This window comes from Parendozoicomonas haliclonae, assembly GCF_900174585.1.
Classification (GTDB): domain Bacteria; phylum Pseudomonadota; class Gammaproteobacteria; order Pseudomonadales; family Endozoicomonadaceae; genus Sansalvadorimonas; species Sansalvadorimonas haliclonae.
This window is the reverse complement of record NZ_FWPT01000011.1, coordinates 79,428-102,403: the sequence shown is the minus strand read 5'-3', so window position 1 is coordinate 102,403 and position 22,976 is coordinate 79,428. Positions and strand designations below refer to the sequence as shown.

The window sequence follows — 22,976 nt, the reverse complement described above, 5'->3', positions numbered from 1 at the left end:
GTCAGCACCATGCTGCCCCACAGATCCATTCCGGGGGCGAGTAGCTCAATAATTGACCGGGTTGTTGGGGAAAAGTTCGACCAAAGTGTTAGGCGGGGATTTTCAGGGAACAAAAAAAAGCCGGCAGAGCCGGCATAATATCGGAGGTAATTCTTTTAAAGTCAGACAGTTATGATTGGAGATGGGGTGCTGGAGCCTCCCCATGTCCAGGGCTTGTACCAGCACCAGTCACTGGCTGTCTGAGCCTGCTGAAGAGAGGGCTCCAGCGTTGGCAATGAAGCCAGATCGTCTTGTTCTTCATCTTCGTCATCATCCAGCTGAAGCTCCGGAGGGAGTGTCTCAGTCTGGAGAGACTCTGTCTGGAGGGGTAGCACTGCGGCAGGCTTGAAGCCGGCCGGGATGCTTGAGCTGCGAGCAAAAGTGGGAGCAGGCGCTATTACCGGCTTCTCAATATGCATCCGGGCTTCATTCAGCGCACTGGTCAGCCTGATAATTTCATCAGCCTGGGCCTTGTTGCGTGCTTCCAACTCTTCACTGTGGGTGATCAGATGGTTCTTGTCGTTGGATAGCCTGGTGTTTTCTGTGAACAGATTATCCATGTCTGCCATCAGATACCCTCTTTGCTGCTCAAGTTCAGAGATATTCTCGTTTTTCTCCTTCACGCTCTCTTCATAAGAGTCGAGCATCTCTGCATAAGCCTGACGCTGAAGTTCGTTATTGTCCTTCAGGTCGTCAATGGTTTCCTGAGCTTCCCTTTGGGTGATTTCCAATTGGGCCCGTACATTATCTTCCGCTTCGGCGAGCTGCTTCTGGTACATCTCATCACGGGCCAGAGCCTGCTTCATATCGTCGATCAGATCATCCATTTTCTCAGCCGCCTTGCGGTTCATATGGGCTTCAGCATGGTGACTGATCAGGTGTGCGACAGCACTGCCAAGAATGACAACGGCAGCAGCCGGCACGCCAATTTGAGGCAGCAACATCATGGGTGAAATATTGCAGACCAGGAACTTCACGGTGCCAGACAGGGAGAACAGGCTGCGTTCGGAAAGCTTCTTGTACTGGGCTTTTTTGCCCTGAAGCTCTTCGATACGGTCGTTCATCATCTGCACGCGGGAATCAACATCATCCGCAGCCGTTTCGTTAATAGCACGCTTGGCCAGCTCATTGGCTGCGGCCTCGCTGGAAACACCGCGTCTGTAAGAGAGGTAGTTCCAAAGTGTGGAGATAGCCGGGGTAATAATCGGCAGGGAAACTCCCAGAGCTGTGGAAGCAATTTTGAGTGCTTCAACGGCTGTCAGCAGAGCGCCTTCCGGACGAACCATCAGTGCAGTCGATGTTGAGCCTACGCTGGTCAGGTATTCACCAATGGCCGTGCAGTACGGATTGCTGAAGTTCTGCAGGAGCTTGGTACCGACAAAATTCTGGGCCAGCGTCACGTTCCTAACGGCAAGCTCACAGCCCTGTCCAATCTTAGCCATGCACTGGGCGAACAGCGCTGAAAACCTGCTGGTGGAACCGGCCACCTGCAGAGCTGTTGAGGTACTGGCAGGAACTGCGGCCACAATGCGATTGGCCAGCGCTCCGGAAACAGGCTGGATGGCCTTTGCTGCTGTTGAGGCCAGAGCCGGGAATCTCTGGGCCGTGGCATTTATCAATGTGTTCATAACAACCTCCGTGTTTTATCCGACTAAAGTCTTACCATCCGGCTTATTGGCAGCCGGGTTCCTACCGTTCTGGCTTCATACTGGCCAGAATCTGAAAGCAGGAACCCCCGCGCATTCCTGTGCGCAGTGATGGTTACTAATACTGACTATCTGGTCAGACGTTAGTTCTGATCGTGCGACCAAAGTCGGTACGGGTATATGGATTTTCCGAAGAGGATGGAAACGGGTAATACCTATAAAATTGGTTGTTTGATTTTGTTACCCCGGCCGGAATACACATTGGAAACGGGGATAGACCGTATGAGTGGAGGAGAGCCCCTTGTTAGCGATTGAGCGCCGTGAGCGCATTCTCAGTTACCTGCGTCAGAATGAGTATGCCAACGTAGAGAGTCTTGCTGAGAACCTGGGCGTTTCCAGCATGACTATCCGACGGGATCTGAACAAGCTGGAAGAGCAGGGGCTGGTTCGCCGTACTCACGGCGGAGCAACAATCGGACAGTTCATCAGCAGCCAGCCTCATACTGAAGTGCGCAAGAACCAGAGCCCGGAAGAGAAACTGGCGATTGCTCACTATGCGGCTTCCATGGTTCACGATGGCCACACTATCCTGCTGGATGCTGGCACGACCTGTATGGAAATTGCTCATGCTCTGGCTGACAAGAGCATCCGCGTGGTGACCACCGATCTGGCTCAGGCCCAGTATCTGTGCCGTTACAAGAACATCGAAGTGTATGTTCCGGGTGGCAAGGTCGATGAAGTGACCCAGTCCTGCCTCGGCAGCAAGGTTGTGGACTTCCTGAACACTATCCATGTGGATATGGCCTTTATCGGTTGTACCTCCTGGGATGTTCGTCGTGGCCTGACTACGCCTACCGAAGAGCGTGCGGCCATGAAAGCCAAGATGATCGAGCGTGCTGACACCTCAATTCTGGTTGCCGACAGTGAGAAGTACGGCTGCTACTCCTTCCACAAGATCTGTGATCTGAAGGAGCTGGATCTGATCGTGACTGACGAGCGTCTGAGCCAGAAGAGCCGTGAGATGCTGAAAGAAGCCGGCGTGGAATTCTACTGCGCAAGCTGATTCACAAAGCACTAACGAGGGGGCAGGAACACTGCCCCTTCTTTTATTCTGCTGATATGCTTGTTCGCTGTGTCCAGCACCAGCAAGGGTGATAATAATGAAAATCTACGAAACCCAAACCGCTCCCAACCCCCGTCGTGTTCGTATCTTTCTCGCTGAAAAAGGCGTGAAGGATGTGGAATATGTACAGGTGGATATCAAGGCTGGTGATAACCTGAAACCGGAGGTTCTGGCAAAGAACCCGCTGGGTAAGGTGCCTTATCTGGAACTGGATGATGGCACTGTCATCACCGAGACCACCGCCATCTGCCGTTACTTTGAAGAGCTGTATCCGGAAAACCCGCTGATGGGTTCAACACCGCAGGAAAAGGCGCAGGTCGAAATGTGGCAACGTCTGTGTGATATCTATTTTATGCTGCAGGTTGGTATGTGCTTCCAGCATACGACAGGTTACTTCAAAGATCGTATGACACCGGTTCCCGAGTGGGGCGTGGAAGCTGGCAAGAATGCCGTAAAGTTTTTATCTGTGGTGGAAAACCAGCTGGCTGACAACACCTACGTTGCCGGTGAGAACTTCAGCATCGCCGATATTATTCTGCTGTGCGCGGTGGACTTTGCCCGGGTGATTAAGATCCGGATGGGCGACGAACATCCGAATCTCCAGCGTTGGTATGAGCTGGTGAATACCCGGGAAAGCGTTAAGGCTTAAGCTTTAGGGCGTAACGCCCTTGGCCTTCTTTGGCCGTTTGGTTCCGCGAGATGACAGGGTGGAGACGATCTGAAAATCGTCCTTGTTCATCTTGCGGGTCTGCCACCAGTACTTGAACGTGTAATCCGGCCAGATCGCCAGGTTCTGGCCATTCTCTCCCAGATACCAGCTGTTGCAGCCTGAGGTCCAGGCGGTACCGCGGGACTTTTCTTGTAGTGCATCGTAATGCTGCTTCTGGGCATCTGCTCTTACATTCAGTGCCTTGCCGTCCCGATCTTCCATGCTCTCAATACACTGCAAAATAAGATTGATCTGGGATTCGATCATAAATACCAGTGACGTATGTCCGATACCGGTGTTGGGGCCGGCCAGCATAAAGCAGTTCGGGAAGCCGGAAACCATAGTGCCGTAGTAATTTTCAAACTGGTTCTTTTGCCAGTAGCCGTTCAGGTCTACTCCGTTCATACCAATAATGGATGTGCCTTCCAGAGGTTCGGTCACATTAAAGCCGGTTCCCCAGATGATGGCATCGACAGGTAACGTTTCACCGCTGCGAGTCACGATATGGTCTTCACCAATACGCTCAACACCATCGGTAATCACATCCACATGCTTACGATTCAGAGCCGGGTAATAGCTGTTGGCCAGAAGAATTCGTTTGCAGCCGATGCTGTAATCGGGCGTGACTTTCTTCTGCAGCTCAGGGTCTTTAATCACCTTTTTAATGTGGTATTTGGCAATGGACGCATACATTTTGCCTTTTACCGAATCCGGCTTGAGCAAGCCGCTAAGAACCCATTCGTTAATCCAGTAAATAATGGATCGGGTGAGGCTGCGATAGCCCGGTAGCCAGCGGAATAGGAACTTCTCAATCCCTAAAAACTTACGATCCGGCTTGGGCAGAATCCAGGGTGGTGTGCGCTGGAACAGCTTCAGGCTCTGCACCTTTTTAGCGATCTCCGGTACAAACTGGATAGCACTGGCACCGGTGCCGATGACAGCGACACGCTTATCGGTCAGATCATAGTCATGGTTCCAGTTGGCAGAGTGAAACATCTGCCCCTGGAAAGAGTCTTTACCGGGAATATCTGGAATGGCCGGGTTACTGAGTGGACCCGGTGCGGCAACCACAAAGTCGGCGGTAAACACTTCACCGGTGTCGCTGGTGATTTCCCAGATACTGCGGCCTTCGATAAAGCGACCTTTGCGAACCGTCTGACCAAAACGGATCTTGTCGTAGAGGTTGTACTTCTTTGCGCAGCGTTTCAGGTAGGCTCCAATCTCTTTCCAGCTGGAATATTTGCGGCTCCAGTCCGGATTCGGCTCAAAAGAGAAAGAGTAAAGGTGTGACATCACATCACAGGCACAGCCGGGGTAGGTGTTATCCCGCCAGGTGCCGCCGACTTCGCTGGCCCGTTCAAGAATCAGAAATTCATGAATACCTTTCTGCTGCAGACGGATAGCCATGCCCAGCCCGGAAAACCCACTGCCAATAATGATGATTTTCTTGTGCGCAGCCTGTGCCGTCATGAACAGCCTCTGGAGTTGTGATTATTATTGTCATGCCAAGCATACTGCCTGAAATTATCCGGCACTGTAGCAGGTTTGCCACAGGATTGAAGGCGTTGGGTCATTGTGATGTGAACCGATTAGGGTTTGCTCAACAGCCTTGCCGACAGGCAGAATAGCCACCATCACAGAAGAAGTAGAATAACAGTGAACAATAAACAACTGGCTTTCCCGCTGCTTACCTTAATGCTGGCCATGCTGGTAGCGGTCGCACCTATGGCTATCGATATGTATCTGCCAGCCATTCAGATAATGGCTCAGGATCTGCAGACACCGATTCATGAAGTTGAACTTTCGATCAGTACCTTTCTGTTTGGTTTTGCCATCGGACAACTATTTGGTGGACCACTGTCGGACAAGTTTGGACGCAAACCGGTTATTGGACTTGGGCTGAGTATTTTTATCCTGACCAGTCTTGCGCTCACGGCGGTTGAGACACTGGACAACCTTCTGATTCTGCGTGCGATTCAGGCCTTTGGTGGCGGCATCGCTATTGTGAACTCATCAGCCATGGTGCGGGATCTGTTCTCCGGATCAGACGTAGCTCGGGTGCTCTCGACGATCTCTCTGGTAATGATGCTGGCTCCACTGCTGGCACCGATGCTTGGTGCGTTAACCGTTGAGATGTTTGGCTGGCGTACCATCTTCTTTATTCTCGCGGGCTATGCTCTGTTTGTGCTGGTGATCTTTTTGGTCAAGGTCCCGGAGAGCCGTAAGAAGAGTGAAAGCACATCCAATGAAAGTGCTCTGAAAATCTACAAGCGGGTAATCAGTCATCGCCACGCCATGGGTTATGTGATGGCGATCTCCTTCACCTTTGGCGGGCTATTTACCTTTATTACCTCAGCGCCGTTTATTTTTATGGAACACTTTGGAGTGGATAACTCCACCTTCCCGTTCCTGTTTGGGGCCAATGTTCTGCTATTGATGGTAGTGAACCGAATCAATATCCGTTTACTGGATCGTTTTGATTCTAAGACGCTGCTGAAAACCGGACAGATGATTCAGTTGGTCTTTGGTATCGCCATGATCGTAGCGGCCTGGTTTGATGCCGGTATGTTTATGGTGCTGGCCTGCAGTATGGGCTTTATTGCCTCGTTGGGGTTGATTGGCGCGAACAGTGTTTCCTGCTGCCTGAACTATTTTCCAGATGTCAGCGGCAGTGCCAATGCCGTGCTGGGTGTGACGGAATTTACCCTGGGTGCTGTTGCCGGTGTGGTCTGGGCACTGATACATGAGAACTTTTTCCCGGATCTTCGTTTGATGCCGATGGCTGTCACTATGCTTGGCTGTGCCATTGCCGGGATTATTGCGCTGCGTGTGCTGACCCGTGGCAGTGATGCAGGTTACGGTGCGGAGCTGGTATCCGATGAGGAGCCTCTGCGCAAAGCTTCATAGCTACGACTAATTTTCAGACATACCTTAACAGGAGCGGATTATGAGCAAGGATAAATGTGCGCTGATTACCGGTGCGACATCCGGATTTGGTCTGGCCAGTGCCAGAAAGCTTGCCAGTGAAGGCTGGGATCTGATTATTACCGGCCGCCGTGAAGAGCGTCTGCAGAAGCTTGCCAAGGAACTGGAAGGTCAGGTTCGGGTCTTTGTCTGTGTATTGGATGTTCGGGATAACGAAGCTGTAAAAGAGATGGCGGAAAAGGTGGGCAGCTTTACCCGTCATATCAATCTGCTGGTGAACAATGCGGGTTTGGCACTGGGGCGTGAGCCAGCCTATGAAGCCAAGCATGAAGACTGGCAGACCATGATTGATACTAACGTCACCGGTCTGGTGAATGTCACCCATGCCATTCTGCCAAAACTCATGCAGAGCGCGCCGGCGACTATCGTGAACCTGTCTTCTGTTGCCGCTAACTGGCCTTATCCGGGCAGCCATGTTTATGGTGCCAGCAAAGCCTTTGTATCCCAGTTCTCAAAAAACCTGCGTTGTGATCTGGCCGGTAAAGGTGTTCGTGTGACCAGCCTTGAACCGGGCATGTGCGAAACAGAGTTCAGTCTGGTGCGTTTTGGCGGTGATCAGCAGGCTGCCGACAAGGTCTATGAAGGTGTGAAGGCCATGAAGGCTGAAGATATCGCTGACATTATTTACTGGATTGCGACTCAGCCGCCCCATATCAATATCAACACTATTGAGGTGATGGCCGAGCAACAGGCCTGGAGCAATTTCCAGGTGGTGCGTGGTTAAGAACTAGAAATCAAAGATATTGTCAAAGGGCACGCCATAGATGTGGATAACACAAGGAGGGCGTGTCCATGAAAGTGTTCCTTTCCCTATTTCTTCTTTTAATTACCCTGTCGATCAGCGTTACGCAGGCTGATGACAGTATTGCTGACCAGGCTGTTAGTAGTTCTCGCGACCCGGCCAGAGCGCTTCAAATTCTTGATAATGAATTAGCGCGTGATCAAGTTGATTATCTGACCAGACTTTGTTTTTTGGGGAACGATACTGATCACTATCTGGAGCGGGCGCAGAACTGTGTTAAAACCCTTAGGCTGGTTCGCAGCCGTTTTCAAAGGATGATCTCTGATTCTGAGCTGCCGCTGTTTGATATGGATTTTATCAAGCAGATCAATATGTCCATGCTTGGAAAAAAACAGAGTCACTATCGGGGGGATTTAAAGAATGATAGTGAGATATCTCTAGGCATAGCCTTCCGTGAAGGCGATGAGGCGAACTTTACCGAGATAAAGACTATAGCCGAACACTTTCACGGACTGACTGATGTAGAAATGTTTCTGGCTCCGGACTGTAACGCTTACCAAAACCAACTTACTCAGCTGAAAAAGATGGAAGCCGCAGAGCAGACGGATAATGATGTTTACAGAGCAATGAAGAGGGATGTTCAAGCCTGCGGTTCAGAAGCATACCAGCCTTTTCTCATGGATGAGGATATGGCTTTTGACCAGCACTTTATGGATGGTCAGGCTTATGACTTCTTCAATTTAAGCGCGGCGATCTATTACATGGTTGGCAGTATGATGCAATTTTCACCACAATCCATGCGTACGCTTGAGGTTGGAGATCTTCTGCTGAATGTTCATTACCGGCTCTATGGTTTGTACAGCCGGGATCTGGATAGCGTTATGTTACCGCTGTTAGATGCATTTAATCAGACCCAGTTCAGTAGCTGGCCAAGTGCCGAGCAAAGAGAACAGAGGCTTTACTATCTGGCCCGAACTCTTCTTATTGCCCATCCTTTTTCTGCGGGCAATAGTCGTACATCGATCATGGTCTTGAATATTCTGTTTATGGCTTCAGGTCTTCAGCCCTGGAGTGTTATGCATCAGCCAAATATGCGGGATTGCAGCTCCGTGCTGGCACCTCAGCTATATCGGTCTCAAGTCAGGAAGGTTCGGGATAGGGAATAAATAACGACTGCGGTCAGGTATAATGACCGCAGCTTTTAATCCGTCACCCAGAGAAGTCGATGTCCAACGCTTTTGCCCGCCGTTTTCAGCTTGTTATAGATCAGCTAGCACAGGGAAACCGTAAACAGTTTGCCGAACTCACGGGTAAATCCGCCTCTCATATTTATAAAATCTGCCGGGGCATTAGTCGGCCATCCATGGCTTATCTGGAATCGCTCTATGATAACTACCGGGTTGATCTGAACTGGCTGCTGACCGGAGAGCAGAGCAGCAGCGGCCAGCCTGCGGGTATCGCCCAGGACAAAGAACTGGTTTATGCACCCATGTTTGATGTGCAGGCTAGTGCCGGGATGGGGGCTGAGGTTCAGGCTGAAGATATCAGTGATTACTTTGCCTTTACCCGCAGCTTTCTTTCCTCTCAGTTGGGTGTTTCCGGTGAGCATCTGGCATTCGTCAGTATTCAGGGCGAGAGTATGGAGCCCACACTGTTTCATGGCGACCGGGTTCTTGTGGATATCTCTCGCAAGCTGGTTTCCGGCGAAGGGCTGTATCTTATCCACACCGAAGATGGTCTGATGGCTAAGCGACTAAAGCCTCTGAAAGACAATGCCTTGCAGGTCACCAGTGATAATTCTGCCTACCCAAGCTGGGTGATTCATCAGCATCAGCTGGAACAGAATCCTGTGGTTGGTCGTATCGTCTGGTGTGCCCGCACCGTTTGATGCGGATAACAAACCTGCCAGTAGAAGTGGCAATCAGAAAACAATAAACCCGGTTTAGAGTCTGCTCTTATTCAGGATAACAATGGTCTGAGTGAGGGCAGAACAATGGCGCAACAATTAAAAGGTGACACCCGATCCACCGGAGCGGTTTCACAGGGGATAACCGGCAGTACGGCCGATACTGGTAAGACCCAGAGCGGACAGACTCCGATGGGGCAGCTGGTAACAGCCGTTGCGGCTTCTGATGATAACCGTGTTCAAACAGACTCTCCCAGTGGGCCGGAAAATACCCGCCCGAAGCTGGATATTCTGATGCGTCAGATCTCCAACCACTCCAATGATGGCAAAGATAGCGGTCTGGTTATGTCGCCTGCGACTACGCCAACAACACCTCCACCAGGATCTCTGGTCCTTCCACCTCTGTTCAGATCTGTAAGCCAGCAGTCGAATGAGCAGGCGCCTGGAACCCAGGATCAGCCGCAGGAAAACAAGAGCAGTAAAGATTGATTACGATTACCCTGTCTCCTACCCAGAGAAGCGATTTCGTTTGAGGCAGGGTTTATCGTTATGAAAATGTACGCCGCATTGCTCGTATCCGTACTATCTGTTGCCGGATGTTCCTCATTTAATCAGGACACTAACTCACTCAGCGTGCCTCCCGGTTTGGGCGACACCGCACGTGCATCCGTAAGCTGGGATGGAACGTACAGTGGCCTCTTGCCCTGCGCAGACTGCAGCGGTATTCAAACAACAATCACCCTTAAGCCAGATGGAACCTATATTGAGATCACGGAATATGTGGGTAAGCCAAATGCCCGCTATATCAATGAAGGTCGCTTTACGTGGAAAGTGAATGGCCGGGATATTGTTCTGTCCAATGGCGAACAGTATATGGTCGGGGAAGGCCAGCTCTTCCGGCTGGATCAGGCGGGTAACAGAGTTGTAGGTTCGTTAGCGAATCATTATGTGTTGAAGAAAATCTAATAAAGGAGCCGCGAGGCTCCTTTTTACTGTGGCATAGACACTTATGGACATCGCCAAAAGATGTATTTAGGATGCATCTTAAAGATTCATGAGAAATGAATCTTATGTTGTTCCTGCTTTCATCGTTAGTGCAGAGAGTCCGAAATGACCCAGCCAAAGCCCATCAGTTTTTCCGAAGCCGAGCGTCTGAGCGAGATCTTCGACTCAGCCAATCGTGAAGAGTGGCAACGGACCTCGCATATCCTCAAAACGCTCGATCTGCAGCCCAATATGCGGATTGCCGATGTGGGCGCCGGTACCGGCTACTTTGCCAGCCAGTTCTCCGATCTGGTGCCGGAGGGCTTTGTTTATGCCCTGGATGCTGAGCCAAATATGGTGAGCTATATGGATAATCGCTTTGAGCAGGAGCAGCGCAGCAATATCAAAACCGGGCTGAGCCTGCCTGACAATCCTTGTTTGCCTGAGAAGCTGGACGTGGTGTTTCTGGCGAATGTGTACCGTTTTATCAAGGAGCGGGATACGTTTCTGGTGAACCTGTTTGAACAGGTGAGTCATAAGACACGCGTAGTGTTTGTAGACTTCCGTGGCAGTAATGCGCGGGTTTCTCCTCAGCAGGCTATGGAAGAAGCTGCTCTGGCAGGCTTTGTGATTGAAAGTATGGATATGGAAGGCTGCCCGGATCATTACATTCTGCAATTCAGAAAGCCTCAGGCTGCCTGAACATAAGTAAAAAGGAGTCTGCGATGAGCCATCTTCGTATTCCTGCAAACTGGACAATTCAACGTTCCACCCCGTTCTTTACCAAAGACAATGTGCCGGCATCACTGCTGACTCATCACAACACGGCTGCCGGCGTATTTGGTCAGTTGTGTGTAATGGAAGGTACGGTCACCTATTACGGCTTTGCCAATGAGCAGGCCGAAGAGCCGGAAGCCAAAGTGGTGATTAATGCCGGCCAGTTCGCGACCAGCCCGCCGCAATACTGGCACCGTATTGAGTTGAGTGACGATGCTCAATTTAATATTAATTTCTGGTCCGACCCTGAGCAGAAAGCCAGCCGAATGATGAATACCCGCAAGGCTGAAGAGTAATCCCAAAAAATAGGCGCTCCACATCTTTGGAGCGCTTTCCCCTGTATGAATGAACTAATCCGTTAACAGATACTCCAAGTTCTGTTTAGGGGGCTGTTTCAGAAGGGCAGCAGGGATGAGTTATGAAATTCAGGGATAAAGCATTCAATTGGGCAGCCCCTCTGCTGTTGTGTTTATCCCTGAATCAGGCTTTTGCCAGTGTTTGCCACCAGAGCAGAGTTCCAGCGCAATCCGGCGAGGTCTGGATTAATGGTAAGTCCTCTGATGCTCCCCCAACTATCTCAGGGTTTACCCGAAAAGGAATTATCGGAAGAGGTGCCCACGGTCAGGTGCTTGCTGTTGGTTATCGCGGCACGGATTACGCCTTAAAACTCCCGCATCGGGGGAGCCACAGAAACCATTACTCTGAACTTCTGTGCCATGAAGTTGAGATATGGAAAAAGATACATACCCACCCGAATATCATCTCAATCAAAGCGGTTTACTATGCGGAAGATTCCAACGATCAGATCGCTGGCATTGTTATGGAGAAGGCGCGTATGTCTCTGCAGGATCTGGCTCTTAAGATCAGGGCAGGGCGTCAGGAAAAGTTATCCACAAGTCAGGTTAAGCGTTATCTGATCGGATTGTTTTCAGCCATGCGCCTGTTAAGTTCAGTGCATATTCTTTATGGCGATCTGCATTACGGCAATATTCTGATTGGCCAGGATGATGAGCTGAAACTGGCTGATTTCACCTCTGGGGGCCCGTTCGATCCACAAAGGCATTCCTCATATCTTTATACCCCGGATGTGAATAGTGCCTTCCGGCAGGCCGGTAAAATTCTGGAGCTGGCTGATGACTCCTGGTGTGCCTCGAGTCTTGCTTCGGCTCTGCGACACATCTATGAAAACAGTGGCGATATGAGTAATGACGATGACCGCGTCAGGCTTTATGAAACTTTGTTGGAGTTTTTAGGCAGAGCTATTTCCGATGGGCAGTGCTGCTGGTGGTAGTATTGGGAAACAGACTGCCAGAGCCTAATCTGAACTATTCTGCATATCCCGATTACCTATAACGATTATAAAAGCGGATACACTCGCCCATGCTCTATGACAAATACGTTTTACCGGTATTACTGAACTTTGCCTGCAGCAGGAAATCGATCAACAAAAAGCGCAGTGAGCTGGTGCAGCATGCCAAGGGCCGCGTTCTTGAAATTGGTTTTGGGACTGGACTCAATCTTGATTTCTATCAGCCTGATAATATCGATACAGTGATTGCCCTTGAGCCCTGCGAAGAGATGCTGAAAAAGTCCCAGGGCAATATCAAAAGGTCAGTAATGGCGATCGAGCTGATGAGTCAACCCGCCGAGAAAATACCGCTGCAAGACAACAGCGTTGATACAGTTCTCTCTACCTATACCTTATGCACAATTTGTGACTGGTCGTCAGCACTGTCTGAGATTCGTCGGGTCTTAAAGCCCGAAGGGCAGTTTTTATTTGTAGAGCATGGCCTTGCTCCGGACACATCGGTTCGTAACTGGCAGACAAAAATTAACCCGGTGTGGAGAAGGCTGTTTGGTGGCTGCAATCTGGATAGAAACATTATCCAGATGATCAAAGGTGCAGGCTTCGATATAGAACGCCTTGAAGAAGAATATGTGCAGAGACTGCCAAAGATCGCAGGCTTTACCTATCTGGGGGCCGCTTCAAAGGGGCAATAACCCCTTTGCTCTATAGCCTTTTGAGCATCCATACATCACAGCCATTATGTTCTGTTCCCGGAAGAGGCTGATCGAGTTGTGTAAATCCCAGCTTTTTATAAAGAGCTATGGCGGCTGTCATATTCTGGAGAGTGTCGAGATAACACTCTTTGAAGCCTGCCTCGGCAGCAAAGGCGAGACATTGTTGTGTCAGTTCACGGCCAATACCAAGGCCACGACTCTCTGGCAGAAGAAACAGCTTTTTTAGTTCGCATACGGTCCCGGTGTCGTCAAATGGAGCAATGCCACAGCCGCCGACAATCTTGTCCTTTAGCTTTGCAACCAGGTACACGCTTCTGGAGCTTTTATGGTAGTGCTGGCTCATAGCCAGAACTTCAGCATCGGATGGCCCAAAACCATCACCAACCGCGCCAAATTCCGCACCGACATTTTTAATAATCTTGCAGATGGCTGAATCATCAGCCTGCTCGATTTCTTTGATAGGAAAGCGCAAGAGGAACTCCTTGTTCAGCCCTCATTACGCTCTAGTAGGGGTGGTATCTCTGAGGGCGTTTTTTGCCGATTGTCAGGTAGTGCATCCGGTCGGCACCGCTTACGATAATGTGGAAATTGTCTTTTGTGAAGGACACATGGTGGACTGGTTCGCGGAAATGAAATTGCCCTTTCTTCTGCCAGATACCACCATGCGTTCTGCTGTAAACCTGCAGGTGATTGTCTACTGAAACGGCACCTAGAAGAATCGAGTTTGGGCTGAAACTCACATGATAGATGAAACGATTACCATAAACAGTGCCACGGGACTCCCAGATCATATCTTGTTGATTCCAGGTTAATATCGGAGCCTGTTTGAGAGAGAGAGACGGTTGATTATCCCTCGGGAAGCGTAATACCAGATGCCGTCCATCAGGGCTGTAGTTTTCTTCTAATGACAACCGCTCACTATTGTATTTTAGCTGCAAGGATCTTGAGTCAAAGCTTTGTACCCATTGACCTGAGCTATGTCGGGAAAAAATCTTAATGGTCGAGGGGCATTTAGCGACGATATGCTGCTTGTTCGGACTGAGTGCGAATCTGACAGCATCAGATATCGCCGGTAAGCCCTTGTCCTGAAGAATTAGCGTCTCGTAGTCTGGGTAACTATCAGACTTCTCGTCGTGGGGGTATGACGACGTTCTCTGATCGTTGAATGCTTGCTGTTGGTAATGTCCCCAGTTTCCTTCTTCATCCTGTTTGCTGATATATAAACCGTGCTTCATTGTTTCAGCGATGAATGAGCGACTTTCATCTGAAAAATAACACCGCCTTATTCTCGGAATAGCAGGTAATGATATAGCCTTCAGAGGCTCCATAATTCCTCCTATTTGGTAGAGTCGCATCTCTTCTGCATAGTTAGCAGAACTGCTGCAGAGGGCGACATGCATACCGTCGGGGGACATCAATGGGTATTCATCCTCCTGGACACTGATATGTTTCTTATGGGTGATACGGTAGAGCTGCAAAGCCGGAAATCCTGCGATGGTGTTGGCAACCGACAGATTTAAAGCTTCCGGGAAGTTAGGCTGATGTTTACAGCTTTCCAGCCGTTCTGCTTCTTCAGGATTGACGGCCTGTAGCCAGGGGCTGACAGTAAAAGAGAAATACTCTGGCTGGTAACAAAGGGGCAATCTACTACCAGCACCGGAACGGACAAAGGCGATCCCTGAGCTGATAAGGTGTGAAGCAATCTGGTAACAGGTTCGGCTGACTCTTGAGAATGTCAGAAGTTCATGGAATGGCAGGAACCTGGCAATATGATCAAGAACCTCGACCGGGAAACCCTGAAACTGGTGATTGGCAGGCTGTAACTGCCGCGACTCAGCACAAATACCATGTTGGATATTCTGCTCAGGTCTTGAGATTTGATGGTACTTCGCACAATCCACAGTATCCCCCGCTGGCCTTACTCAAAGGCCCATCACCTTGTTCAGAGGCTATTGGGCAGGCTTTAGCGGGAAACGTTCCGTTATCCAGAACGTTCTGCTGACGGTTAGGTTAGCGAAGCTGTTCAGAAGACAGTTTGCCTTCGTAAGGATGGTGTCTTCGGGTACTTTTTCTGCCTATCGTCAGATAGCGCATTCTGGTCATGCCGGTCACGATAATGTGGAAATTATCCTTGGTGAAAGCCACGTGTAATACCCGCTCTGCAAAATGGTACTGCCCTTTTTTCTGCCAGATGCCTCCGGAGCCTCTACCGTAAATCTGCAGGTTTTTATCTGCAGAAGTGACACCCAGAAGAATTGAGTTTGGGCTGAAACTCACATGTGAGATGAAACCGTTACAGTGAAGAGTGCCGCTGGATTCCCAGACCATCTTTTTTTGATTCCAAGAGAGTATCGGAGCTTGCTTCGGGGAGAAGTAGGATTGCATATCATTGGGGAAGCGAAACACCAGATGTCGCCCATCGGGGCTGTAGATTTCTTCTAAAGCCCACATTGCGCTCCGGAACTTCCGCTTCAAGGAGCTGGCATCAAAGCTTTGTACCCATTGACCTGATAGATGACGAGAGAAAAGTTTAAAGGTCGAGGGATATTCAGCGACCATATGCTGATTGTTCGGGCTGAGTGCCAGCCTGACAGCCGCAGATATGATCGGTAAGCCCCTTTCGTAGTTGTCCCGAAGCATTTGCGTCTCGCAGTCCGGACAACCATCGGGGTCATTGTGGAGGGTGCACCCCGGAGCGTCCTGTTTATTGAGTGTCTGTCGTTGATAATGCCCCCAGTTTCCTTCCTCATCCAGCTTGCTGATATAGATACCGTCCTTCATTGTTTCTGCGGTGAATGAGTGACTGTTTTCTGAAAAATAACGGCGACTGATTCTGGGTATGAGGGGGAGTGTTACTTCCTGCCGAGGCTTCATAATGCCTCCTATGTGATACATTCGTATCTCTTCTTTATGGGCAACAATATCATTGCACAGAGCGATATGCGCTCCGTCTGGAGACATCAATGGATATTGATTTTCCTGAGCACTCATATGTTGTTTTTGGGCGATGAGGTAGAGCTGTAAAGCAGAAAAGCCAGCGATGGTGTTAGCAACAGACAGATTTAAAGCTTCCGAAAAGTGAGGCAGCGTTTTACAGCTTTCCAGCCGGTCAGCCTCCTCAGGATTGACGGCCTGCAGCCAGGGGCTGACGGTAAAGGAGAAATACTCCGGCTGGTAACAGAGGGGCAATCTGTTACCAATATCGGAACGGGCAAAGGCCACCCCTGAATCGAGGTAGCAAGACGCAATCTGGTAACAGGTTCGGCTGACTTGTGAGAAAGTCAGCAACTCATGATAGGGAAGGTACCTGGCAATGCGATCAAGTGTCTCGACTGGAAATCCCTGAAAGCGATGACTGGCAGGCTGCAACGGACGGCATTCAATACCGTGTTGAATATCCTGCTCCGATCTTGAAACTTGATGGCACTTCACACGCTCCACAACATCCCCCGTCACCCTTATCAATGAAGCATCACTTTGCTCAGAGGCTATTGGGCAGGCTTTAGGGGGAAACGTTCCGTGATCTGAGACGTTGTGCTGACGGTCAGGTTAGCGGCGCTGGCAACGGCTTAGTCGACCAGCTCGATACCCAAACTCTCCAGAAGACGAGTTGCCTCATAACGAGTAAACCGGGCCTTCTGTACACGATTAAAATTAATATCAATATCGTAATTTGAAGCTTCTACAAAGCTGGCTGAGGTCAGATCGGTATTATTAAACAGGCTGCTGGTCAGGTCGGTATAGTCAAAGGTTGCCTCGTTAAGCTTGCTCTCCCTGAAGTCCACATCGTGGGCTTTGCACTCTGTGAGTTTTAGCTCGGGCAGGGATAGGCCGAAAAACGAAGAATCATTCAGAATACAGCTGTGAAAGCTGATCGGAGAGTCTGGCAGGATGTTGGGCCACTGCGCTTTGGTCCAGTCCACTCCAACCAGCTTACTGCTGGTAAAGGTGATATCCACAAAGCGGCTGTAGCCGAGCCTGGCCAGACTGAGATTGCACTTCTCAAAGCCACAATCGATAAACTTGCAGCGATCAAAGGTGGTTTCGCTGAAATCACAGTTGGTAAAGGTGCAGGAGTCGAACTCAATACCTGAGAAAGTCTGGTGGCTTAGGTCGAGATCAGCAAAACTCAGGGAATAATATTCCTCGTGGTTCTCTATCGTATTGCTCATGGCGGCTTACCTGCTGCTTTTATCCGTCATTATATTAATCAGACAGCATACGGCAGTTATAGGTGCAGCCAAGAGCAAATGATCAATAAGAAACTCACCCAACAGAGTTATTCATATCGCAAGGCTTCTATCGGATCGAGGTTGGCAGCCTTCCATGCGGGATAAAATCCAAAGCCGACACCTATCAATGCCGTACCTACCACGCTAATTAATATGATTAGTGGAGAGATCACTACATCCCAATCCAGAGAGTTGGCAATGGCGATAACCGCAAACAGGGAAAGCAGTACGCCCAGCACAGCTCCAATCAAACAGAGAATCACACTCTCAAAAAGAAACTGCACCAGAATATGGCGAGGCTGTGCGCCAACGGCCATCCGCAGGCCAATTTCCCGGGTACGCTCGGTCACACTGACCAGCATAATATTCATCACCCCGATACCCCCGACCAGCAGCGAGACACTCGCGACGCAGGCCAACAGCAATGAGAATATGGCGCTGGCTTCTGCCCGGGTTGAGAGCATGGCCGAAAGGTTCATCACGCTGAAGGGCGAATCGTCTCCCGCTGAAACCCGGTGCCGCTGATTGAGTAAGAACTCAATCTCCTCGGTGACGAAATCCATATTCTTCTCTTCATCGACCGAAACGGTTAAGCGACTCACGCGTTTGGCATTCTGGCTGTTATTACCAATCAAACGACGTTGGGCGATTGTAAGTGGCGTGATCAACGTGTCGTCCTGATCAAACCCGCGCATATCCTGCCCTTTACCGGCAAGTACACCGATAACCGTGAGTGGGACTTTATTCACTCGAATCTCTTCACCGACGGCGAAGCCGGGATCGTCAAACAACTCTTTAGCCAGAGTTTCACCTATCAGCGCAACCTTGCTGGCCCGATTGAATTCATTGTTCGTAAAGATACGCCCCTGACCAATTTCCCAATTGCTGGCATGGAGGTAATCAATATTGGCTCCGGTCAGAGTCGTGCTCCAGTTTTTATTACTGGCAACAACTTGAGCCTGCCCATTAATAGACGCGCCCACATAGCGAGCCTCTGGAATATCATCCTTGATGGCCTGAGCATCATCCAGAGTGAGCCTGCTGACGGTGCCTGCGGCTTGTCTGGCACCTCCGGTATTCAGTGCGGCAGCACGAACCATAAGCACATTGGTGCCCAGGCTTTCGATCTGCTCTTCAACCTGCCTTTGGGCACCTTCGCCGAGGGCAAACATAATGATCACGGCACTGATACCAATAATGATGCCCAGTGTCGTGAGAATGGAACGCATGGTATTGCGCCGCAGAGAAAGCAGAGCCGTATTCAGCAGAGTCATGGCGTTACTTCCTCCCGATGAGAGATAACGCTCTTATCACTCTGAATAACACCGTCTCGTACAAAAATAATGCGATCACACTGTTGGGCGACGTCCAGCTCATGGGTGACCAGAACCACGGTTTTTCCCTGACGATTCAGATCGCGGAACAGCGCCATAATGTCTTCACTGGTTTTACTATCAAGCGCACCCGTTGGTTCATCAGCCAGAAGAATGCTGGGTTCATTGATCAGGGCGCGGGCAATAGCAACACGTTGCTGCTGTCCGCCGGACAGCTGGCTTGGGGTATGGTTTTGGCGGTCTGCCAGATTGACAGATTCCAGACAGCGGCGTGCTCTTTCATCCCCATCCTTGACGACGTTATCCGCATACATAAGCGGCATTTTTACGTTATCGAGAGCCGAGGTGCGGGCAAGAAGATTGAATTGCTGGAAGACAAAGCCAATATGATCCCGGCGCAGGCACGCCAGTTGTGCGCGGTCCATTCCTCTTGTTGAGTTCTCCAGTAAGCAGACTTCTCCCTGCTCAGGTGTCATTAAGCAGCCTATCAAGTTCATCAAGGTCGATTTACCAGAACCGGAAGGCCCCATTATCGCGACCATCTCACCGGTACGAATTGTAAGGTCTATGTCTTTTAAAACCTGAAAGGGCTCTTCCCCCATTGGGAAGCTATGACTCAACTGTTTGCAGGATATCGCCGGTATTTCCGTGTGGCTCATGGCGTCACATCCTTCACCTGAGTGATGATCTGTTCGCCACTCAAATCAGGCTTTAACAGTTGGGTAAACTGACCATCAGAAATCCCCAGAAGAACGCTGACTGGTTTAGGCTGTCCATTTTTCAGGATCATCACTTTACCAGCAGAGACCTTGCCACTTTGCAGCTCATCCCGGAGTTTGATCTGTTCCGGAGTCAGGATACTTTCCACAACCCGAGCGATTTTCTGACGTTGCTGCTTATCTGCATCGCGCCCAACCATAAGACCTGACTTTTTTGGGAGCTGTTCGCGTAAAGCGGCTTTTTGCTCATCGGTCAGACCCAGTGCTTCAAAACGTTCCAGAGGTGTTTTTTTATCACCGGAAGAGTCAGTCTCAGTCTCTAGACGACTAACAACACGCAGTGCGGCATTGTTAATACGCATAACGTTTTTGGCATCATCAATCTTGATTTCAAGGTTGGCCGTCATGCCGGGGAGTAGCTGATTTGTTCGGTTATTGGCGCTGATAATAACCGTGTAACTCACAACGCCAGATGTGATCTGAGGTGCACGGCGTATCTGTTTGACGCTGCCTCGGAAGGTTCTATCGGGAAAGGCATCAACGGAAAATTCGACCTGCTGATCCAGTTGAATCTGGCCAATATCTGATTCATCAATATAGGCCTCCACATCCATTTCTGAGAGATCTTTTGCCAGCTTAAACAGTTCAGGCGTATTTAGGCTGGATGCCACAGTTTGGCCCGTTTCTATCGTGCGTGAAATCACAAAGCCATCAATGGGGGAGCGTATCTCTGTACGACCAAGATCAATCATTGCTTGATCCAGAGTCGCCTGATTGGCAGCGAGGTTGGCTTGTAAGGCGCCAAGTTGCGCCTGACTTTGTTGGTAATCAATTCCGGCCAGTCTGGCTGCGGTTCGAGTATCTTCCACCTGATCTTGAGAAATGACTTTTTGGGAGAACAAAGCCTCTGCACGCGTCAGGTCTCGTTCTGTCTGACCATAAGCAACCTTGGCGCGTTCGATCGCAATATTCTGGAGGGCAATATCGGCCTGGGTACGTTTGAGTTGTGCACTGGCCTGATCAACTTTCGATTGAAAGCTGCCCGGGTCTATCTGAGCTAAAAGCTGACCAGCCTTAACGGAATCATTGAAGTCCACAAAGACATTGGCAATTTGTCCGGATAACTGGGCACCAACAATCACATCATCAACTGCAGACAAGGTTCCTGTCGCACTGACGGTGTTGCTGATATTGCCAGTGGAAACCTGTTCGGTACGGTACTCTTTCCCGCTGGATTCAGCATTGTTTTTAGAAGGCGGCTGGGTAAACCAGGCAATGGTGGCAGTTGCTGCCAAAACCAGAGCTATACCTATGACCTTTTTCATAACACCAACCACCGTCCCTAAAAATATGCCGTTTTACTGCAGGGTATATTGTATAGAGCTAAGGCATTGGCAGGCTGTATCAAAGTGTCGGTGTTTAGTACTGAACTTCTCTGGAAGTTTGTCTCTCTGTCGATTGATAGGCCCTAGTCTTCGTAAAGTTTTAACATGCCGTGCCCCTTGGTGCCTTTCCCCGGAGCGTATCTAACCAGACGACCGTTAATGTTTACCTCATCGCCTGTATCCCTTTCCGTCTTGGAATAAAAAAGGAGCCCATCAGTCAGTACGCCGGTTTGGAGCTTATAGGTGTAATACTCACCAAACTGCCCGTCGTTGAAGAAGTGTTCTATTGGATAAACAGCGAATGCATCAATGTCTTTGATCGTTCCGGATAGGATGACGTTTTGTCCGGAACTGAGTGCATCCGGCGTCAGATCGATCGTTTCTGAAAAGGCAGGATTACCTACAGAGGCAAGAATAGCGACAGCAGACAACCAGACACGAGTCTTCATAGCACAACTATTTCTTTGCAAGACTTAAGGAAGCACACAGTTTAGACGAGCCCCTGACAACACGGTTATTTCTGCTGGAATCAAACGAACTTTGACCTGTCCAAGAACAAATAGTTTCACAGTTTAATCAGTTGGTCGGAGGGGATTATGAATTCTGCTTTAACTGGAGCGGGAGCAGCAACGAGCCCAACGAGATCTGCTGGGCAGGTGCCTGCAGGTTCAACAGAGCAAAGCGTTTTTTATAAAGGGCGATTCAGTCGTCTTGTGTTGGTGACGGATCGGAAAATCCCTTCGTCTTCAGACAATCAGTTTATATACAAAGTGCCGCTGAATTGGGTGCCACCCAGCTACGATACCAACACGACAGACCAAAAAATCCTAAAAGCTGTGTCAGCACGTACCGAAGACACCCGCAATGTAAAGCAACACGAAAAAGAACTGAGTTTTCTGAAGCGTCTGCGTCATGAAAATATCTGCATACTCGCTGAAGGACCGATTGTTGATGCGGCAGCCATCTGTCATCTCTACCATCCTTACGTGTTACAGAATCTGCTTGATGATTTTGATGAGACAGGTACCCGAGTTTCTCCAGCGTCTTTGGGAAATAAGGAAGTAAGTGGTGAAATCGGCCCTGTGGATATTGACTACAAAATATTAAATCAGCTTTGCATTGGATTGCGGTATTTACACGGCTATAACATTATTCATGGTGCTGTCTGTCCGGCCAATATCCTGATAACAGACAGAGGTGTGATAAAAATCACTGATTTAAGTGATGCCGCTACGACCGGGGAAGAGTTCAGTAAGCATGATAATGAAAGTGTTGAACTGGCTTATCTAAGCCCCGACCGAGGGGCTTCCTTAGCCACGCATCGTACCGTGCATGCCGCTGAGATTCATGATTGGTGGGCAGCTGGCATTGTTGGACTTCAGATTTATAAACGAAAGAGTCATGTACTGGCAGCCACAGTGAGTGATGTGACTGCGGAGACTTTCCTGTGTTCTACCTCACGGGCGACCATCACTGAGGTGGTTGAGCAGAGTCTTGCAAAGATCAAAGCCGAGCTGGATGAAAAGCATCAAACTATCACATTACGAGTACAGAAAGAGCGTGAGTCTACCAATGGGAAAGACGTTGTTGTGTCCTACAACAAAGGTCTGGCAAAGGCGATGGAATCTGATCTGAAATATTTTGAGATGCCGACCGTTTTCCTTAAAAAATGGTTAATTAACGCTCCGGAAGAGTATGGTTTTTCTCATGGGGCGTCAGCCACAAAGTTGAACTTTTCCTTGAAGCAGCCTCCTTTCCCAAATCTGGCTTATACCGAAAAAGAACCTCCTGTAGATAAGCCGACAAGGCCACTTGTGCCTGATACACCGGAGCCCGCAGGATCTGAAAAACAAAAAAAGAGTTGGATGGAGGACTTGCAATACGTGTAACCGATGCAACGACCAATGATTGCCATCATGATGCCTGAAATTTTCCAGACATCATGATGAGTGATCGCTTGAGAGGCTAGCGCTGCACCATCTGAGAGCGCACAGAGCTGGCTCCTAATTGTGTAATGCGGTAAGGCTGGCCTTTTTTGGAGCTGATCAGTTTTTTACTTTTAAGGCGTTTAAAAATATCCAGCGTACAGTTCGACAGGACGTGGCCGTCACGGGTGTAGCAGATAATTTCAGTGACTTTGCCACTGTCAGGACGGAAGTAACGGATCTCGCCACCCAGGGCGAGAACATGCAGTACGCGCTGGTCGTGCTTGGAAATATTCAATGGTGTAACTCTGAGCTAAAAACCCATACAGGAGTTCCCTCGCAGCAATTGAGCTACGAGAACTATTCTGGTTTTAGTGTTCTTCAGCCCTTCCGGGCTATGAACTGGGGATTTACTGATGCTCTAGCAAAAACTCACCATTGATAAAGA

At 49.6% G+C, this 22,976-nt stretch carries 24 protein-coding genes; 13 read left to right on the top strand and 11 right to left on the bottom strand.

The genetic code is table 11. The features are described from left to right. Positions 1–161: 161 nt before the first annotated feature. Positions 162–1,667 carry a hypothetical protein gene (locus tag EHSB41UT_RS20175; RefSeq protein WP_133060594.1) on the bottom strand — a complete coding sequence of 502 codons (1,506 nt, stop codon included), beginning with the start codon at positions 1,665–1,667 and terminating at the stop codon, positions 162–164. 319 nt (positions 1,668–1,986) lie between these two features. Between EHSB41UT_RS20175 and EHSB41UT_RS20165 the strand changes: the two genes are divergently transcribed. Both EHSB41UT_RS20165 and EHSB41UT_RS20160 read left to right on the top strand, forming a co-directional pair. Continuing rightward, on the top strand, positions 1,987–2,748 hold the full coding sequence (locus EHSB41UT_RS20165; protein WP_165767354.1) for a DeoR/GlpR family DNA-binding transcription regulator: 762 nt from the start codon (positions 1,987–1,989) through the stop codon (positions 2,746–2,748). Between the two features lie 97 nt (positions 2,749–2,845). Then, on the top strand, positions 2,846–3,457 hold the full coding sequence (locus EHSB41UT_RS20160) for a glutathione S-transferase family protein (RefSeq protein ID WP_087112675.1): 612 nt from the start codon (positions 2,846–2,848) through the stop codon (positions 3,455–3,457). 3 nt (positions 3,458–3,460) lie between these two features. Here the strand turns inward: EHSB41UT_RS20160 and EHSB41UT_RS20155 are convergent, their stop codons facing one another. Continuing rightward, positions 3,461–4,987 carry a flavin-containing monooxygenase gene (locus tag EHSB41UT_RS20155; RefSeq protein WP_087112674.1) on the bottom strand — a complete coding sequence of 509 codons (1,527 nt, stop codon included), beginning with the start codon at positions 4,985–4,987 and terminating at the stop codon, positions 3,461–3,463. A gap of 186 nt (positions 4,988–5,173) precedes the next feature. Here EHSB41UT_RS20155 and EHSB41UT_RS20150 point away from each other — a divergent pair, with 186 nt between their 5' ends. From EHSB41UT_RS20150 to EHSB41UT_RS20105, 10 genes are all read left to right on the top strand, one after another. Then, entirely contained in the window at positions 5,174–6,424 is a 1,251-nt protein-coding gene (locus tag EHSB41UT_RS20150; RefSeq protein ID WP_087112673.1) for a Bcr/CflA family multidrug efflux MFS transporter, read from the top strand. 40 nt (positions 6,425–6,464) lie between these two features. Next, positions 6,465–7,226: an SDR family NAD(P)-dependent oxidoreductase gene (locus EHSB41UT_RS20145; RefSeq protein WP_087112672.1), complete on the top strand. Its 762-nt coding sequence runs from the start codon at positions 6,465–6,467 to the stop codon at positions 7,224–7,226. 68 nt (positions 7,227–7,294) lie between these two features. After that, positions 7,295–8,410, top strand: a complete 1,116-nt coding sequence (locus tag EHSB41UT_RS20140) for a hypothetical protein (RefSeq protein ID WP_087112671.1) — start codon at positions 7,295–7,297, stop codon at positions 8,408–8,410. Between the two features lie 59 nt (positions 8,411–8,469). Next, positions 8,470–9,132, top strand: a complete 663-nt coding sequence (locus EHSB41UT_RS20135; protein WP_087112670.1) for an XRE family transcriptional regulator — start codon at positions 8,470–8,472, stop codon at positions 9,130–9,132. A 105-nt stretch (positions 9,133–9,237) separates the two neighbouring features. Beyond that, positions 9,238–9,639 (top strand): hypothetical protein, encoded by a 402-nt coding sequence (locus EHSB41UT_RS20130; RefSeq protein ID WP_087112669.1) that lies wholly within the window; start codon positions 9,238–9,240, stop codon positions 9,637–9,639. A 60-nt stretch (positions 9,640–9,699) separates the two neighbouring features. Beyond that, on the top strand, positions 9,700–10,116 hold the full coding sequence (locus EHSB41UT_RS20125) for a copper resistance protein NlpE (RefSeq protein ID WP_087112668.1): 417 nt from the start codon (positions 9,700–9,702) through the stop codon (positions 10,114–10,116). Positions 10,117–10,260: 144 nt separating this feature from the next. Further along, positions 10,261–10,836: a class I SAM-dependent methyltransferase gene (locus EHSB41UT_RS20120; protein ID WP_087112667.1), complete on the top strand. Its 576-nt coding sequence runs from the start codon at positions 10,261–10,263 to the stop codon at positions 10,834–10,836. 23 nt (positions 10,837–10,859) lie between these two features. Continuing rightward, positions 10,860–11,207, top strand: a complete 348-nt coding sequence (locus EHSB41UT_RS20115; RefSeq protein ID WP_087112666.1) for a TehB family protein — start codon at positions 10,860–10,862, stop codon at positions 11,205–11,207. A gap of 122 nt (positions 11,208–11,329) precedes the next feature. Continuing rightward, a complete protein-coding gene (locus EHSB41UT_RS20110; protein ID WP_087112665.1) occupies positions 11,330–12,202 on the top strand; it encodes a protein kinase family protein in 873 nt (290 codons plus the stop codon). Positions 12,203–12,291: 89 nt separating this feature from the next. Next, on the top strand, positions 12,292–12,912 hold the full coding sequence (locus EHSB41UT_RS20105; protein WP_087112664.1) for a class I SAM-dependent methyltransferase: 621 nt from the start codon (positions 12,292–12,294) through the stop codon (positions 12,910–12,912). Positions 12,913–12,922: 10 nt separating this feature from the next. On the opposite strand, the gene EHSB41UT_RS20100 is transcribed toward EHSB41UT_RS20105, so the two are convergent. The 8 genes from EHSB41UT_RS20100 to EHSB41UT_RS20065 form a co-directional block, all read right to left on the bottom strand. Beyond that, on the bottom strand, positions 12,923–13,405 hold the full coding sequence (locus tag EHSB41UT_RS20100; protein WP_087112663.1) for a GNAT family N-acetyltransferase: 483 nt from the start codon (positions 13,403–13,405) through the stop codon (positions 12,923–12,925). Positions 13,406–13,436: 31 nt separating this feature from the next. Beyond that, positions 13,437–14,834 (bottom strand): F-box/WD repeat-containing protein, encoded by a 1,398-nt coding sequence (locus EHSB41UT_RS20095; RefSeq protein WP_087112662.1) that lies wholly within the window; start codon positions 14,832–14,834, stop codon positions 13,437–13,439. 109 nt (positions 14,835–14,943) lie between these two features. Further along, entirely contained in the window at positions 14,944–16,365 is a 1,422-nt protein-coding gene (locus EHSB41UT_RS20090) for an F-box/WD repeat-containing protein (RefSeq protein ID WP_133060593.1), read from the bottom strand. Between the two features lie 137 nt (positions 16,366–16,502). After that, positions 16,503–17,105, bottom strand: coding sequence for a pentapeptide repeat-containing protein (locus EHSB41UT_RS20085; protein ID WP_087112660.1), 603 nt, complete (start codon positions 17,103–17,105; stop codon positions 16,503–16,505). A 107-nt stretch (positions 17,106–17,212) separates the two neighbouring features. After that, positions 17,213–18,439 carry an ABC transporter permease gene (locus EHSB41UT_RS20080; protein WP_087112659.1) on the bottom strand — a complete coding sequence of 409 codons (1,227 nt, stop codon included), beginning with the start codon at positions 18,437–18,439 and terminating at the stop codon, positions 17,213–17,215. After that, on the bottom strand, positions 18,436–19,158 hold the full coding sequence (locus EHSB41UT_RS20075) for an ABC transporter ATP-binding protein (protein WP_087112658.1): 723 nt from the start codon (positions 19,156–19,158) through the stop codon (positions 18,436–18,438). Before EHSB41UT_RS20075 ends, EHSB41UT_RS20080 begins: the two co-directional genes overlap by 4 nt. After that, positions 19,155–20,543 (bottom strand): efflux RND transporter periplasmic adaptor subunit, encoded by a 1,389-nt coding sequence (locus EHSB41UT_RS20070; protein WP_087112657.1) that lies wholly within the window; start codon positions 20,541–20,543, stop codon positions 19,155–19,157. Before EHSB41UT_RS20070 ends, EHSB41UT_RS20075 begins: the two co-directional genes overlap by 4 nt. Positions 20,544–20,686: 143 nt before the next feature. Then, entirely contained in the window at positions 20,687–21,052 is a 366-nt protein-coding gene (locus EHSB41UT_RS20065) for a hypothetical protein (RefSeq protein ID WP_087112656.1), read from the bottom strand. Positions 21,053–21,199: 147 nt separating this feature from the next. Between EHSB41UT_RS20065 and EHSB41UT_RS20060 the strand changes: the two genes are divergently transcribed. After that, entirely contained in the window at positions 21,200–22,492 is a 1,293-nt protein-coding gene (locus EHSB41UT_RS20060; RefSeq protein WP_087112655.1) for a protein kinase domain-containing protein, read from the top strand. A gap of 76 nt (positions 22,493–22,568) precedes the next feature. Here the strand turns inward: EHSB41UT_RS20060 and EHSB41UT_RS20055 are convergent, their stop codons facing one another. Further along, on the bottom strand, positions 22,569–22,826 hold the full coding sequence (locus tag EHSB41UT_RS20055; protein WP_087112654.1) for a YjhX family toxin: 258 nt from the start codon (positions 22,824–22,826) through the stop codon (positions 22,569–22,571). Positions 22,827–22,976 lie beyond the last annotated feature (150 nt).

Coding starts and splice junctions, on each gene's coding strand:
- EHSB41UT_RS20075 (WP_087112658.1), bottom strand. CDS start 19,158: ATGAGCCACACGGAAATACCGGCGATATCCTGCAAACAGTTGAGTCAT.
- EHSB41UT_RS20110 (WP_087112665.1), top strand. CDS start 11,330: ATGAAATTCAGGGATAAAGCATTCAATTGGGCAGCCCCTCTGCTGTTG.
- EHSB41UT_RS20085 (WP_087112660.1), bottom strand. CDS start 17,105: ATGAGCAATACGATAGAGAACCACGAGGAATATTATTCCCTGAGTTTT.
- EHSB41UT_RS20125 (WP_087112668.1), top strand. CDS start 9,700: ATGAAAATGTACGCCGCATTGCTCGTATCCGTACTATCTGTTGCCGGA.
- EHSB41UT_RS20155 (WP_087112674.1), bottom strand. CDS start 4,987: ATGACGGCACAGGCTGCGCACAAGAAAATCATCATTATTGGCAGTGGG.
- EHSB41UT_RS20105 (WP_087112664.1), top strand. CDS start 12,292: ATGCTCTATGACAAATACGTTTTACCGGTATTACTGAACTTTGCCTGC.
- EHSB41UT_RS20140 (WP_087112671.1), top strand. CDS start 7,295: ATGAAAGTGTTCCTTTCCCTATTTCTTCTTTTAATTACCCTGTCGATC.
- EHSB41UT_RS20070 (WP_087112657.1), bottom strand. CDS start 20,543: ATGAAAAAGGTCATAGGTATAGCTCTGGTTTTGGCAGCAACTGCCACC.
- EHSB41UT_RS20060 (WP_087112655.1), top strand. CDS start 21,200: ATGAATTCTGCTTTAACTGGAGCGGGAGCAGCAACGAGCCCAACGAGA.
- EHSB41UT_RS20145 (WP_087112672.1), top strand. CDS start 6,465: ATGAGCAAGGATAAATGTGCGCTGATTACCGGTGCGACATCCGGATTT.
- EHSB41UT_RS20130 (WP_087112669.1), top strand. CDS start 9,238: ATGGCGCAACAATTAAAAGGTGACACCCGATCCACCGGAGCGGTTTCA.
- EHSB41UT_RS20115 (WP_087112666.1), top strand. CDS start 10,860: ATGAGCCATCTTCGTATTCCTGCAAACTGGACAATTCAACGTTCCACC.
- EHSB41UT_RS20160 (WP_087112675.1), top strand. CDS start 2,846: ATGAAAATCTACGAAACCCAAACCGCTCCCAACCCCCGTCGTGTTCGT.
- EHSB41UT_RS20065 (WP_087112656.1), bottom strand. CDS start 21,052: ATGAAGACTCGTGTCTGGTTGTCTGCTGTCGCTATTCTTGCCTCTGTA.
- EHSB41UT_RS20120 (WP_087112667.1), top strand. CDS start 10,261: ATGACCCAGCCAAAGCCCATCAGTTTTTCCGAAGCCGAGCGTCTGAGC.
- EHSB41UT_RS20135 (WP_087112670.1), top strand. CDS start 8,470: ATGTCCAACGCTTTTGCCCGCCGTTTTCAGCTTGTTATAGATCAGCTA.
- EHSB41UT_RS20175 (WP_133060594.1), bottom strand. CDS start 1,667: ATGAACACATTGATAAATGCCACGGCCCAGAGATTCCCGGCTCTGGCC.
- EHSB41UT_RS20080 (WP_087112659.1), bottom strand. CDS start 18,439: ATGACTCTGCTGAATACGGCTCTGCTTTCTCTGCGGCGCAATACCATG.